The sequence below is a fragment of the Vibrio sp. JZG10 genome (assembly GCF_054064075.1).
This window is the reverse complement of sequence record NZ_JBSUGE010000025.1, coordinates 1-14888: the sequence shown is the minus strand read 5'-3', so window position 1 is coordinate 14888 and position 14888 is coordinate 1. Positions and strand designations below refer to the sequence as shown.

Annotated in this window: 12 protein-coding genes and 1 pseudogene; 8 read left to right on the top strand and 5 right to left on the bottom strand. The window is 42.8% G+C overall.

Annotated elements, in window-relative coordinates:
* Window positions 1-172 precede the first annotated feature (172 nt).
* The 4 genes from fabR (at window position 173) to ACWYVB_RS21000 (ending at window position 4089) form a co-directional block, all read left to right on the top strand.
* Window positions 173-814, top strand: coding sequence for an HTH-type transcriptional repressor FabR (gene fabR / locus ACWYVB_RS21015; RefSeq protein ID WP_005378632.1), 642 nt, complete (start codon window positions 173-175; stop codon window positions 812-814).
* Window positions 814-1179 (top strand): YijD family membrane protein, encoded by a 366-nt coding sequence (locus ACWYVB_RS21010; protein WP_005378634.1) that lies wholly within the window; start codon window positions 814-816, stop codon window positions 1177-1179. The genes fabR and ACWYVB_RS21010 overlap by 1 nt, the downstream gene beginning before the upstream one ends.
* 295 nt (window positions 1180-1474) lie before the next feature.
* Window positions 1475-2743: a tyrosine-type recombinase/integrase gene (locus ACWYVB_RS21005; protein WP_258683944.1), complete on the top strand. Its 1269-nt coding sequence runs from the start codon at window positions 1475-1477 to the stop codon at window positions 2741-2743.
* Window positions 2744-3177: 434 nt separating this feature from the next.
* Complete coding sequence (locus ACWYVB_RS21000) at window positions 3178-4089, top strand: sensor domain-containing diguanylate cyclase (protein ID WP_192943661.1); 912 nt, start codon at window positions 3178-3180, stop codon at window positions 4087-4089.
* 585 nt (window positions 4090-4674) lie between these two features.
* On the opposite strand, the gene napF is transcribed toward ACWYVB_RS21000, so the two are convergent.
* Window positions 4675-5196, bottom strand: a complete 522-nt coding sequence (gene napF, locus ACWYVB_RS20995; protein ID WP_258683945.1) for a ferredoxin-type protein NapF — start codon at window positions 5194-5196, stop codon at window positions 4675-4677.
* Window positions 5189-5758 carry a TorD/DmsD family molecular chaperone gene (locus tag ACWYVB_RS20990; RefSeq protein ID WP_258683946.1) on the bottom strand — a complete coding sequence of 190 codons (570 nt, stop codon included), beginning with the start codon at window positions 5756-5758 and terminating at the stop codon, window positions 5189-5191. The genes napF and ACWYVB_RS20990 overlap by 8 nt, the downstream gene beginning before the upstream one ends.
* Window positions 5759-5955: 197 nt before the next feature.
* Here ACWYVB_RS20990 and ACWYVB_RS20985 point away from each other — a divergent pair, with 197 nt between their 5' ends.
* From ACWYVB_RS20985 to ACWYVB_RS20975, 3 genes are read left to right on the top strand one after another with little or no spacing between them, the layout of a single operon-like run.
* Entirely contained in the window at window positions 5956-8400 is a 2445-nt protein-coding gene (locus tag ACWYVB_RS20985) for a DmsA/YnfE/YnfF family dimethyl sulfoxide reductase (RefSeq protein WP_005393758.1), read from the top strand.
* 11 nt (window positions 8401-8411) lie between these two features.
* A complete protein-coding gene (locus ACWYVB_RS20980) occupies window positions 8412-9032 on the top strand; it encodes a DMSO/selenate family reductase complex B subunit (protein ID WP_005393756.1) in 621 nt (206 codons plus the stop codon).
* Window position 9033: 1 nt separating this feature from the next.
* Window positions 9034-9879: a dimethyl sulfoxide reductase anchor subunit family protein gene (locus ACWYVB_RS20975; RefSeq protein WP_086046846.1), complete on the top strand. Its 846-nt coding sequence runs from the start codon at window positions 9034-9036 to the stop codon at window positions 9877-9879.
* Between the two features lie 31 nt (window positions 9880-9910).
* Here ACWYVB_RS20975 and ACWYVB_RS20970 read toward each other — a convergent pair.
* Together ACWYVB_RS20970 and ACWYVB_RS20965 are read right to left on the bottom strand one after the other, a co-directional pair.
* Window positions 9911-10108, bottom strand: a pseudogene (locus tag ACWYVB_RS20970) (IS5/IS1182 family transposase); the annotation flags it as partial.
* A gap of 129 nt (window positions 10109-10237) precedes the next feature.
* A complete protein-coding gene (locus tag ACWYVB_RS20965; RefSeq protein WP_104970084.1) occupies window positions 10238-11773 on the bottom strand; it encodes a putative bifunctional diguanylate cyclase/phosphodiesterase in 1536 nt (511 codons plus the stop codon).
* Between the two features lie 368 nt (window positions 11774-12141).
* Between ACWYVB_RS20965 and ACWYVB_RS20960 the strand changes: the two genes are divergently transcribed.
* Window positions 12142-13704: a sensor domain-containing diguanylate cyclase gene (locus ACWYVB_RS20960; protein ID WP_258683957.1), complete on the top strand. Its 1563-nt coding sequence runs from the start codon at window positions 12142-12144 to the stop codon at window positions 13702-13704.
* A 172-nt stretch (window positions 13705-13876) separates the two neighbouring features.
* Here the strand turns inward: ACWYVB_RS20960 and ACWYVB_RS20955 are convergent, their stop codons facing one another.
* Entirely contained in the window at window positions 13877-14665 is a 789-nt protein-coding gene (locus ACWYVB_RS20955) for a hypothetical protein (RefSeq protein ID WP_104969926.1), read from the bottom strand.
* Window positions 14666-14888: the final 223 nt, after the last annotated feature.

Below are 14888 nucleotides of genomic sequence, written 5' to 3'. Positions count from 1 at the left end.
TGATTTGGTATGTTGTATGTCTATAAATTGCATCGAGAACATTGCAATTAGATGCATGCCAATAGTAACGTTCTCGGCGCTCAGAGCGAGCGAAGCAACATATCTTTCTCCGTAGGAGCAAATTGCGTTATATTGAGGCTCTTGTACCCTACAGAAAAAGAGCAAGTTAAGAATGAAATCGATGGGAATCCGCGCACAGCAAAAAGAGAAGACACGTCGATCATTGATCGATGCGGCATTTAGTCAATTAAGTGCGGATCGCAGCTTTTCCAGCCTTAGCTTGCGAGAAGTCGCCCGAGAGGCAGGGATTGCACCGACTTCTTTTTACCGTCACTTCAAAGATATGGATGAGCTAGGCTTAACCATGGTTGATGAAGGCGGTTTGCTACTACGTCAACTGATGCGTCAGGCGCGTCAACGTATTGTGAAAGAAGGTAGCGTAATTCGTACCTCGGTCGAAACCTTTATGGAATTCATTGAAAGTAGTCCGAACGTTTTTCGTTTATTGTTGCGTGAGCGCTCCGGCACTTCTGCTGAATTTCGTACCGCTGTTGCTCGAGAAATCCAGCATTTTGCGGCAGAATTAACCGAGTATTTAATGAGCACCGGCGTGACCAGAGAAGAGGCGTATACTCAAGCAGAAGCGTCTGTGACTTTGGTTTTCAGTTCGGGGGCTGAAGCTTTAGATTTAGATCGACGTGAGCGCGATGAACTCGCCGAGCGATTGATCATGCAATTGCGAATGATAGCCAAAGGGGCCTATTGGTATCGCAAAGAACGTGAACGTAACCGATTAAAAGGCGGGATAGAATAATGTCGAATGGAAATAAATCTGAAAAGAAAACGCTGATTTTGGCACTGGTTGCAGGTATGTGTGGTGATGCTTTGTTGTCATGGTTGACCATGAGTGAAGTGTCTTTTTCAATCTTCCCATTGATTGCACTCGTACTGGCTGTACAAGCTCTTTACCAAGAGTACCTAAATAATCCGGTATCAGAAGATATCCCATTAGTTGGCTTGGCGTGTTTCTTCGTAGGTGCGTTTGGTCACTCTGCGTTTATTAAAGCGCAATACCCAGAAGCAGGCTCAAACTTCTTTGCGATCATGGTTTCAATGATCTTACTCGCATGGATTGGTAAGAAGCTAGGGTTTGTCAGCAAGAAGACTTCTGCGGAATAAGCAAACGAATCAAATTAAAAAAAGCGAGCCATTGAGCTCGCTTTTTTTGTATTTGACGCGGTGGGTTACGCTTTACGCTCCAATAGCACGCCCGCTTCCATATGGTGGGTAAATCGAACTCTGAATCTTGTAATGTCTTCCAAAATCCAGATTTGAATTTTAATTTATTGTTTTTATTTGGTTTTTAATTGCTCGTTGTCCAGGGGTGTCTTTAGCCGTACAATGAAAACTCGTCTTTTCCCGTACCCCACGCCGTACCCAGAGCCGTACCCAGAAATACAGAGGTTTTTCAGTCATGATCAAGCCAGTCGATAAAATTAGTACGAACGCCACACTGAAAGCATTGAAGCCACAAAACAAGGAATATTTAATTCCAGATAAGAAAATAGAAGGATTGAATATTCGCGTTCGACCAACGGGCACGATGACTTGGATCTTTCGCTTTCAGGCTGGTAACAAGCACGAAAAAATAACCATGGGGCGGTATGTTAAGTTAAAACCGGAAACGGGGATGACGCTTGAACAGGCTCGAACAGAAGCGGGGCGTTACCGTAGCTGGCTGGAAAACAATAAAAATCCGAAGCAGGAACTGGCACGTGAACAGCGCGAACAAGAGGAAGCAAAAACTTTTGATGATGCTTTTGTCAGTTTTGATGAAAAGCGTTTGTCCAAGCAGCTGCGGGGAGAACAGGCGAGGGCAATCTACACCCGCGATATCAAACCGTTTCTAGGTCACATCAAACTAGAAGAGTTGAGAATTCATGATCTTAATAAAGTATTTGACGCAAAGGTTGATGAGAGTGGAAAAAGAAAGGCGGGTGCGATTAGTGCATGCCATAGAATAATCAATCAGGTGCTCAACCATGCACTAGCTTTGAATATGATTGGTGCTCATCCTGCACCACATTTGAAATCCAAGGATGTCGGTGGTGGTTCTAAGGTCACAAAACGCAATTTGAGCTTTTCAGAATTGAAAACATTGCTAACAAGCTTGCCTTCTTGGCGTACAGAGCCCTCAAACGTGCGTCTAATGCAGTTTTTGCTCGGGAGTGGGCAACGTATTAGTGCTGTGCTTGAAATGCGTTGGAGTGAGGTAGATTTGCAAGAGAAGGTATGGTTGTTGCCAGCCAGTTCAAAAGAACGTCACACCAAGAGTCAGGAGAGCCGAAAAGTACCATTAAGTGATTACCTACTGGAACTTCTTAAAGAGCAGCGTGAGAATGTACCAAGCAAATGGAAACTTGTTTGGCCTCAGCTTATGGATGACAAACTTCAAGAACCCGCAGCAGTACGTGCGTTAATCAAACGTAATTTACCGGAAGATTTTGAGCGTTTTTCGCCACACGATCTGCGCCGCACCTTTATCAGCCGTTGTAGCGAAATGGGGCTGGATATCGTGGCGATTGAAAAGACGGTTGGTCACCAGCTACCAGGTATGTTGCGGGTATATAACCATCACGACTACCTTGAAGAGCAGTTAGTGGTACTGCAAGCATGGGGAGAGAAGTTGCAAGCGTTAGATACAAGCAATGTCATTCCTCTAGAGTCGATGAAGTTTGCCTAAGCATTTGTAAAATTCTTAGAGATTATTCTTACTAGTTAGGGGGTGTTACTCTTTATCTGAGCGAAATTTAATCGTGGCTCTTTGACTATGTGGGCTTCATGAATGGGGAAGTCTTTTGGAAGACGATAGAGAGAATGCATAACTCGCTGAGATTTTTCGTATGCTCCTTTCCCCTGTCCATCGGCAACATCCACTATCATCTCTCCAACTAAACGAGCTTAGGGTTAACCTTCATCAAAACGTTGACTGTCATATAGATCAAATAACTACTCCAAAAAGTCCCTCACATTGACGGTGCGTTGATACTACTATTGAGTGGTATGTTTAATATCTCTTTAGTATTGCTAAAATCAACATTCTCAAATGTGATACCAATAAACATAACAAAAAATTATCATAAACATAAAATATTTTGCTGCATGCTGGAGGCCATAATGTATCTTCAATTAGGAAGGTTGGGAGTTAATCTTAATGATCTTATTGAATCTCTTGATCATCTCGAGACATATGTGTTCATCAAAGATACGCAATCCAGATATATCTATGCAAATAACCTAAGCCTGCAGTTAATGAGAATTGATAATAAAAAACTGGGTCAAATAAGAGATTCGGATTTTTTACCAGAGGATACTGTTGAGTTCATAAAGCATATTGATGCTAAGGTCATCAAGGGAGAAACGACTAGGGAAGAGGTTTTCATTAATGATGCAAATGGTAAGCAACGGATTTATCTTGAGATGAAATCACCAATTTATAGCTCCGAATCCTCTAATGAGGTTGTAGCTATCTTAGGTATTTCGACTGATATTACAAAGCAAAAGGAACTCGAAAAGAAGGCATACCAGCAAGCTCGAATGGATGAATTAACTAAACTTCTCAACAGGCGTGGACTCATCGAAAGCGTACAACGAGACCTAAAAAAGAGGATAAGTGAAAACACTTTTTCTGCTTTGCTATTTATTGACTTGAACGATTTCAAAAAAATTAATGATGATCATGGCCATACAGTAGGCGATCACATATTACGTGAAGTAAGTGAACGTATGAAAAGTAGTGTGAGGGCTTCCGACCTAGTATCAAGGTATGGCGGAGATGAGTTTGTCGTATTTTTAGGGAGCGTTGGGAGTAGCAATAGAGAAGCCGAATACTACACGGAAGAGGTGATGTCGAGAATTGAGAGTGCACTCGCTGGTCCAATAAATATCGGCAAAGGTAAGGTGCAGGTAGGTACGTCAATAGGTAAGTATATTATTGAAGGAGCAGACTTTTCCCTAGAGTCAGCGATAACTAAAGCCGATGAGAATATGTACTACGAGAAAAGCGCGAGCAAAGAAGATTTAGACTGAACTAAAGTGTCGCAACTCATGCTTGACCTTACAAACCCACAGGTTAGGACAACTAGGTCGTACTGCGAATCTGCTGGTGTCGTAACTCACAATGGGACAAAGCGATTTGCAAAGAGTATGGTATCTACTCGAAAGTTTTAGTAGTTTGACTGATGAACTAAGATACCGTAGGTGATTTGAGTTGTGGTCAGTCGTATAGAGAGAAAACTAGAGAAGCTGCTTAAAAATGAACCTCACTTGACTAGGGCTGAAGCAGTTAAGCTACTAGCAAAATTGAAGCAGAAAAAAACAAAAAGCAAAAGTAAACATCAAGCACTGAAAACCGTTTCAGTGGGAGCTGTTTCTCCTCGATAGAACAAGTTGTCTAGCATCACACCAGTATTGAGTAACGCGCTCAATTAATGATGCTCGTCGTCGGCAGTTCAGCAATCCTCCACAGCATGCTGTTTGGGACAAGCGCTCCTTAGTTCTGTTTTATTGGTTGTACCATTAGTTCGGTACAACAGTACTAGAAGTGAAGTGCGTCCATCACATCAAAGCCCTTTCGGTAGAGGACGTAGAGTTAAGGAAGTCACTTGATGCACTTCATCTATAGTGTTTGTTATACAGCTTCATTAAAATCGCGTTTGAATAACAACTAATACGACATTGCCCGCAACCATTGCAGAGTTCGTTGTTTATGTGTGGTAGTTCATCATCTTGAACGGAGATGGCATGCTGTGGGCAGGCAGAGGCACATTGCTGGCATTCCGTCTGAAGATAATTGTCGCAGCTTTGCGTAAAGTCTGGACGCAAGTTGATGTCTAGTGGTACAGAAGCATGCAGCGCATCGCTAGGGCAGGCTTTGACACACTCGCTACATAAACTGCATTGGTTGTAATCGAGATTGAGTTGCGCCAGTTGAGCATCGAGCTCTATGACACTGTTTGGGCAAACTTTGAGGCATTCACCACATCCGTCGCAAAGACGCACAAACAACGCCTCATCCACCGCGTGAGGTGGGCGTGCTACGGGGCGCGGTGTTATTTCTGCTTGCTGAGCCCGTTTTACTGGTTGGCTGAAGCGACTCAGAAAGCCTCGTCGATTAGTATCGATAGATTCACTCATTCAAATAGATCTTCCTTTTCACTACTTCAATCTGTTGTTGTTGAATCAATGCGTTTAGCCATTTCGAGACGTCTTCTGCCAACCGCTGATAAAACAGATTTGGCGCTTTGTATCTGAGCTGCTCAAGATAGCTTGAGCCCCAAGGCATTAAATGCTCTCCGAGTAGCTCACATGCTGTTTGTGTTTGGTCTTGTTCAAGAAAGTATACGCATGCTAACAGCATTAAACCAAATTGATCTTCTGGCTCGCGTTGGCCTGAATCTAATTCGATACCATTCTGCTGTAAAAATAATCGATATTGCGTGTTTGATTCACCGAACAATACCTGTTCTTTGTCTAAATATACCGATCCCCAAGGTGGGACTGGCATAGTACCCATTCCTTCGAATACCACGCTGAAATCATGTTCGAGTTGTTCTTCCGTTAAAGAAGTGAGCGAATTCAATGTTTCTGTTTGAAGAACATTTTCTGTTACTAAAGAACGTACCAACTCAACCGATTCTGACTTGCTTCGTTTGTGATAGAACAGTGTGCCTAATATCTTTAGCGTATGGATAATCATTTTCATTTCAATAAATTAGATTAACAGTGTGTGTTTCTATTCTTTCATATTCACGCCAAGTTTAATCACAAAATTGACAATTTAAAATTAAATTAATATTCACTTTGATTTATATCAATAGTGGGTGCTCTCATCATTTTAATAGCACGAATTTAACCCTAAAGTGGTATGCGCAAGCAATGTTAAGGCATCCAATTATGACGAAGAATAAACAGCAATCTGACTTGATGAATCTGACTCGTCGCGGATTCATTAAAGCGAGTTCTGCGATAGGTAGTGCAGCGGCGTTAGCCAGTGGTATTAGCTTACCATTTAAGTCTAGCCCTGCACGCGCGGTAGAATCAGTAACAAGTGACGAGAAAGTTGTTTGGAGTGCATGCACAGTAAACTGTGGTTCACGCTGCCCGCTTCGCATGCATGTACAAAATGGTGAGATCAAATATGTTGAAACCGATAATACCGGTGGAGACGTATTTGGTGACAGTCCTCAAGTAAGAGCATGCTTACGTGGCCGTTCTATGCGCCGCCGGGTATATAACCCAGACCGATTGAAGTACCCAATGAAACGGGTAGGTAAGCGTGGTGAAGGTAAGTTTAAGCGCATCAGTTGGGAAGAAGCTTACGATGAAGTTGCCAAGACGATGCAACGGCTAATCAAAGACTACGGCAACGACGCAATTTATTTGAACTACGGTACGGGCACGCTTGGCGGGACAGTGACTAAGTCATGGCCACCAGCATCCACATTGATTGCTCGTTTAATGAATTTATGCGGTGGCTATTTAAATCACTACGGCGATTACTCCACAGCGCAAATTGCGGAAGGCCTCAGTCATACCTACGGCGGCTGGGCGATGAACAACTCGTTTTCTGATTTGGCCAACGCAAAGCTTAATATCCAGTTTGGTAATAACCCTGCTGAGACTCGGATGTCTGGTGGTGGTTTGATCCATCACTATGTCGAGAGTAAAAATAAGTCCAACGTTAGAACCATTATTATTGACCCTCGTTACACCGATACCGCAGGCGGGCGTGAAGACCAATGGATCCCAATTCGTCCTTCTACTGATGCGGCATTAGTAGCAGGCTTAGCGCATGTGCTTATCACGGAGAACTATGTCGATCAGGCTTTCCTCGATAAATATTGCATCGGCTACGATGAGAAAACCCTGCCAGCGTCCGCACCAAAAAACAGCGACTACAAGTCATACATCTTAGGCTTGGGTGACGATGGGGTAGAAAAAACGCCGCAATGGGCTTCAAAGATCACAGGGATTCCTGTCGACACCATTATTAAGCTGGGCCGAGAAATGGGCGCAAACAAACCATGTGCCATTCACCAAGGCTGGGGTTTGCAACGCACGGCGAACGGTGAATTGGCATCGCGCGCTATTGCTATGCTGTCTCTACTGACTGGCTCGGTAGGTGTATCTGGTGGTTCAACTGGTGCTCGTGAGAGTGATATCAATATTCCGTTTGTGCGTTTCCCAACGGTTCCTAATCCAGTAAAAACCTCTATCTCGATGTTCTTGTGGACGGATGCAATTTATCGCCACCATGAAATGACAGATAAAACCGATGGTGTGAGAGGTGCAGAGCGCTTAGCGAATCCGATCAAGATGATTTGGAACTACGCGGGTAACTGCTTGGTTAACCAGCATGCCGAGATCAACAAAACTCATGAAATCTTACAAGACGACAAAGCGTGTGAAATGATTGTCGTGATCGACAATCACATGACTTCTTCTGCTAAGTACGCCGATATTATCCTGCCGGATTTAACCACTTCTGAACAAGATGACTGGGCAATGGACGGCAAAGCATCGAATGCGCCTTATTTCATCTACGCCCAGAAAGCGATTGAGCCTCAGTTCGAAGCAAAAAGTATCTACGAAATGTGCTCTGAAATCGCCAAACGGATGGGAGTAGAGAAAGAGTTTACTGAAGGGCGGACACAGCAAGAGTGGGTTGAGCATTTGTATGCGGAAACCCGCAAGCAAGACCCATCTCTACCAACCTTTGAAGAGATGAAAGAGTTGGGCATTTATAAGCGTCAATATCAGCGTGATTACATCGCTTATCAAGATTTTCGTAATGATCCTGAAGCCAATCCGCTTTCAACCCCAAGTGGCAAGATTGAAATTTACTCTGAAACACTAGCGAACATTGCCAAAGAGTGGACGCTAAAAGAAGATGAAGTGATTCATCCACTACCTATCTATGTGGATTCGTTTGAGGGACACAATGACCCATTAACAGCCAAGTACCCACTGCAGCTGACGGGATTCCACTTTAAAGCTCGCTGCCACTCTACTTATGGCAATGTGGCATTGCTTAAAGCGGCGGCACGTCAGGAAGTATGGATTAATCCGATCGATGCCGAGGCCCGTGGCATCAAAAATGGCGACATGGTGAGTATTTTTAATGATCGCGGCGAAGTGTGGATTCCCGCCAAAGTGACACCACGTATCTTGCCTCACGTAGTCGCGCTAGGTGAAGGCGCTTGGTATGCACCCGATGGACAAAAAGTCGATCATGCTGGCTCGATTAACGTGTTAACGACTCAGCGACCAAGTCCACTCGCTAAGGGTAATCCGCAACACTCCAATCTGGTTGATATCAAATTGGCGAACAAAGCATAAGGTAGGTAAAGATGAAACAATACGGCTTTTACATAGATTCAAGTAAATGCACAGGTTGTAAAACTTGCCAGCTTGCTTGTAAAGACTATCGGGACTTGGACGTGAAGCGTAATTATCGTCGTGTGTATGAATACGCTGGCGGCGGCTTTGTCCAAGATGGAGATACGTGGATTCAAAATGATGTGTTCTCTTACTATTTGTCCATCGCGTGTAATCACTGCTCAAATCCAGCTTGCGTGAAAGTGTGTCCGTCAGGCGCGATGCACAAACGCCAAGAAGATGGTTTGGTGGTGGTAAACGAAGAGGTTTGTATTGGCTGTCAGCACTGTAGCAACGCGTGTCCGTATGGTGCGCCTCAGTTTAGCAAAGAGAAAGGCCATATGACTAAGTGCGATGGGTGCTACGAGCGCGTGGCTGATGGTAAGCAACCAATGTGTGTTGAATCTTGTCCGCTGCGTGCGTTGGAATTTGGGGAAATCCAGGTATTACGTGAGAAATACGGTACAACCGCTGATGTTGCGCCACTACCTTCTTCACACCTGACTTTGCCCAATATTGTGATTAAGTTGAACAAGAATGCTAAGCCAACGGGCGATACAACTGGCTACTTAGCAAACCCTAAGGAGGTTTAAGATGATTTTCCATGAGTATTCTTTAATCTTCTTTACGGTGCTGGCGCAAACGGCCGTCGGTGGTTACTTACTCGTTAGCGCGCGTGCGTTGGCCATGGGTTTTGATGAAGCAAAAATCAACAGTTACAAAGTGCCGATGTTTGCTCTGTGGGCGATCATGGGATTGGGCTTTCTGTTCTCGATCACCCATTTAGGTTCTCCGCTCCGCGCATTTAACTCATTTAACCAGCTAGGTTCAGCGTGGCTGTCAAATGAAGTGTTCTTTGGCGCTGCGTTCTTCGTTGTTGGTGGGCTACAGTGGCTGCTATCAGTACTGAATAAAGGCGGTGCAGCAGTTCAAAAAATCTTAATGATTGGCGCGATGGTTCTGGGTTGTATCTTTATGTATTCCATGGTGAATGTGTACATGATCAATACTGTTCCAACCTGGTTCAATATTTACACGCCGCTAAGCTTTGTGATGACAATGGTGGTCGGTGGTTTGTTGCTATCGCAGCTGGTGATCGTATCAGCCAAGGATAGCCGCTTTACTGTGGATCGTAATATCGTGATGTTGGCTGTTGTTGCGGTTGCGATTAGCTTGGTCGTGACGGTGGGCAAAATGAACCTTGTGAGTGAAGTACAAAGTTCAATTATTAAAGCTTCTGAACTGGTGGATGGACTTGGCGGTTATTTGAGTGTGCAAGTGGCTCTTCTGCTGGCTGGTCTACTCATTTGGGTGTTACCGATGATCAATAAGTCGAGTGTCAACCCAGTTAACTTAACCGTCGCGCTGGTGTTGATCTTAGCGTCTGAGTTGATAGGACGTGGCCTGTTTTACAGCTTACACATGACGGTGGGTTTCTAGGGCGTGTTGAGCTTTGCTGTACATATTGTTCTCAGCAATACATCGGTAGCAACATCATAGTAAACGCCAGTGATACCATGCTGGCGTATTTTCTTTCTAACTTGCCATATTTGGTTGATATTGACAGAGAGTGCTTAATCCTTGCGGAGGCATTCTCAACTTGATGTCGGTATGTATATAAGCACCAATCTACACATTTTTTATCTACATCCTGACCATCGTTCCTTTTGGGAGTGAGGCTTGCCTCAACTTTAAACATATATATGCTTTCAGAGCTTCATTTTCCTAGCCTCTGCCTACGATAAAAACATTTACTTCCTATAAATGGGATTGCTGTGTATTTAAAAACAACGCTCCTTCAGTTTTTGGGCCTGCTAGACACTGCAATGAAATCAACTTTATTGTCTTGCGAAGTTATATTTAATTTCTCTTTTAATTCTTCAACAGGTATTGGGTGGCTTAGATAGAAACCTTGGGCTTGTTCACAGCCTAACTCTTCAAGAATTCGTAACTGGTGATCGGTTTCTACTCCTTCCGCAACGACTTGAATTCCGAACCCTTTTGCAATGTCGATAATGCCTGAAGTGATCGCTCTTGAACGATAATCAACCGCAATATCTTTGATGAAACTACGATCTATCTTGATTTCATCGACGTCGAGTCTATTGAAAATTCCAAATGAGGTATAACCGACCCCAAAGTCATCGATAGAGAACGCTACACCAGACCTTTTCATTTTTTTTACTAGGCTTGCACATTTTTCTATATTCTTAAGTGTGGCTGTCTCTGTGATTTCAAGGCATAGGTACTTTGAAAGTTCAGTGTCTTGATTTAGCTGATACTCAATTTGATGAATACCCTCAGTGCTATTTAGCTCAGTCGCTGAAATATTTACAGATACGCTTTGGATGACACGGCCTAGGAGCTGAGCTTCTTTAAGTTGCTTTGATGCTTGCTTGATTACTAGCTTCGTTAAAGCGCTACTAAGATTATTTTCTTCTGCCAGCGTGACAAATACTGATGGAGGTATATCTCCGTATTGAGAGTGGGTCCAGCGAGATAGCACTTCAACTCCCGTCATTCTCTTGTCTTTTAGGCGATATTTTGGTTGAAAGACTATCTGTATTTGCTCTTCTTGAATCGCATGACGCAACTCTATAATCATGCGTTGTTTTTGGAAATCTTCTTCAGCGAGTTTTTTGTCGTGGTATCGGATAGTATTTTTTGTTTTTTTTGCCTGAGCTAGAGCATATTTTGCCGATGACATGAGTTGCTTGACACTCTCTCCATCATACGGGTAGAAGGCCACACCAATAGAGCATGTCACATCAATTTCATGATTTTTTGCATGTTGATTAAACTGCTTTTGAACGCGAGCTAAGTGCAGAGCTATTTGGTTTTCATCATGCATTCGTACCAAACAAGCAAACCCATCAGAGTGTATTCGTGATGAGAGAAGAGGAAAGACCGTATGAGAGTCAATAGATTGTGCTATATCCTTTAGAAACTGACTACTTTTCATAAAACCGAGGCGATCGGCTATGGGTTTAAAGTTATCAATATCAAGAAGAAAAAGAACGTAGTGTTCATCTTCTTTGGCACTTTGGATTTTTTGTTCTAAGTAGCGAAAAAATACCAAAGGGCTGTGTAAACCTGTTACAGAGTCAATGTCATTCGCTTGTTCAAGTTCTCGATTGTTCTTTTTTACCAGTCCCCACAGCAATAAAGATGTGACCACTATAAATAACATTCCCTTCAGTGATTGAACCAAGGTATAGACTTGTGGATTGCTCGATAGGAGTTCTACTGCTTTATCTGAGAACCAAACCCATAGCGACGCAAACACAAAGTAAGTAAAAACGAACTTAGTGGAGGATTTTATATTTCTTTTCATACTGACCACAGTATTATCCGTGTACTGCCCATGAGTAAGGTCATACTTATATAAGTAAATTATCATTACATTGCATATCAATCTAGTGACACATCACTAAAGTGTTTAAAATGTTACATCGAGCATTAATCACAGACTGTTAAGGCTATTCTGGCGTTTTAACGTATGTTGGCTAGTCACGTCTTGGAGTTATTCTCTATGGGGTTTAGCTCAAGATAACTCTAAGTAAGGAGTGATGTTTCATGCAGAGTATTCAAAGGTCTGATTAAGTCTTTGAGTTAGTATAGAGCTGTGAGTGGCAATGTCTTTTATATCTAATGAAAAAATGGATGATTTAACTTATGGAGTATATGGAGGAAATGAAACAGATGAGGGATAAGTTAAATCTGAGAAAGTTAATTCTGTGCCTAAGTGTGTTCAGTGTACTAGTCACTCTTCTTAATACTTTTCACTCCATATATAGAGTTCAGCATGAGCTGGTAGTTAACAATACCATAGAGTCCAACCGTGTATATGCCGTTAAAATGGCAGAGATGACGGATACTTTTATTGATTCTGCTTTATCCCAACTAGAGTACAGCGCATCGATAATCAGCCGTAGAATGCTTGAGCCGCTTGTATTGCAGCAAGAGGTAAATCGATTGCGAACTCAAACCGACTCTTTCAACTCTGTCGTAATTGTGAATGCGGACGGGGTCATCATATCGGTTTCACCAGAAACTATTGAAGTGAAAGGTGTTCAATTAACTGAAGAAAGCGCGTTACAGTCTCTAAATGCGAAAACTCCACTTATCACGAATCCATTTGTATCCCCTGCTGGTAACTATTTGACAAGCATGTCGTATCCTATCTTTTCTGAAAACGGCGATTACTTAGGCTATGTTGCGGGAACCATCTACCTCGATCAAAAAAATATATTAAGGACAATTCTTGGACAGCATAGTTACAAAGATGGATCATATTTGTATGTTGTCGATAAGCATCAGACGTTGATTTATCACCCTGATCCGCAACGAATTGGAGAAGTTATTACTAATAACGAAGCAATAAGAGCGGTAAGTCGTGGTGAGGAAGGGGGAAAAGCTATCGTTAACTCCCAAAGCGTTGACATGCTCTCTGGATACGCGCCCGTAAAACATGCTGGCTGGGGGATTATTGCTGAGAAGCCAGAAGAGCTCGTTTTGTCTATGCTTGACGATCAAATGTGGCATATGTTTATAGAGTCACTCCCAATTAGTGTTCTTATATTTTTGATTATTTGGGTTTCTTCGATTTTTATATCGAAACCTTTATGGCAATTAGCCAGTGTAGTCAAAAGTTTTGAAAGCCATAACTCTACCAAGCAAGACTTAAATGAAGTGAAGCCTTGGTATTTTGAAGCGTCATACTTGAAACGTTCATTTCTCAGCACGTTCAATATTGTATCCAGCACTATTGATCAGCTGCACCTAGATACTTTAACTGATCCCATGACTGGGCTACTGAACCGCAGAGGTCTAGGTAAGGCGATTGATACCTTGCGAGCACAAAAAACTCCATTTTCTGTGCTAGCTTTGGATCTTGATTACTTTAAAAAAGTGAATGATAGCTTTGGTCATGATGTCGGCGATGATTTATTAGTCAGTGTGGCAAGTATGATCAAGGCTCAGGCGCGAGAAGTTGATATTGTTTGCCGCTCTGGTGGCGAAGAGTTTATCGTTTTCTTAGTCAAAACGGACATACATCAGGCTAAACTCGTTGCCGAGAGAATTCGTAAATCTATTGCATTAAACAAGTTTGATGCCGTAGGGCATGTTACGATTTCTATCGGAGTGTCTCATTGGTCAGCAGAAGATGAGCCGATTAGCGCGACTCTTAAACGTGCCGATGATGCTCTTTATCAAGCTAAACATAATGGTAGGAATCGCACCGAACTCGATCTCTTCAAGTGAGAGGCCTGAAATTAATGATATAGCCCCATTATGCGCAGTGCTTAAGTATTAGGAAGGAGCAATCACCTTCCCAATACCTGATTTCAAGTATTTTGAAGAACAGAAGTCGGGGCGAATAAGTTTTGATAGGTGGCTAGAGGTAGTTATTTCACGAGACTTCTGCTTCGTTTCTTTACCATCTGCCCTCAGCATCGTCAGCCGAGTGATATGTTGAGTTATTCCCTTCAAATTTCAGCCGACCAAAACTTTCACATAATACATCAAGAGCGATGTCGCTTTCTAAGATGGTTTCTACAGGCACTGCGAGAGTTTCATCGTCTGAGAAATCGTTAATATCCAGCTGATAGCGCTCAAAGCTGCGTTGTTCTTCGTCCGTTAAAGATGACTTAAGTTTGTGCTCAAATACTCGACCATATAACCAGCATTTGATATTTCCTAGTGAAAATTCAATAAGCGGTGCTTCACCATAAATCCCATCCATTCGATTGTTGGCTTTTAGCATAGAGTGAACCGTTAATATCATTGCCACACTGTATGATCTTCCTGCAACCTGTATTTCAGGACGCGCAAGCTCACACCAGTGATCCGAAGAAGATAGCTCGTACAGTTTATTGCTTCTAATCGTTGCTGCGTCAATGACCTCTTCGCGTAAGTAAGGATGAGAATGAGCCGTTCCAATGTATTGATAATCCTCGCCGAAAACTTTAGCGATATCTTTTTTTATTGAAAGAGAGAGTGGGTTCCATTCAACTGAAGAGCGTTTTCTTTTAGCTGATGTTTCAACAGAAACATGATTTATCGTACATTTAAATGGGTGGGCTTTATTCGCATATCCCCAAAGGTGGGCCGCTGTCTCTATGGAGACTGATTTGCTGCCCTCGTGCTTTATCGCATAAGCCTCTAAACCAGCCATGATTAGCTCAAATATCGCACTTTTACTGACTGAAATTGTCGCGGTCATTTTCTCTTGGTTCCTATTATTGACGGTTATTTTCTTAGTTTGATGAGAGGTAAGACACAAGAGTTATTGGGCGAACTCTACATGTTCTTTCAGTTTGTTTTTATAGCGCTCATAAAGCGAATCCCATACATCTTCACTTACCATGTCTAGTGGTACGTATTCTTCAAAAATGACACCACTGTCGTCAGGGTAGGCAAGCTCGGTATAAGCATAACGTGGGCCA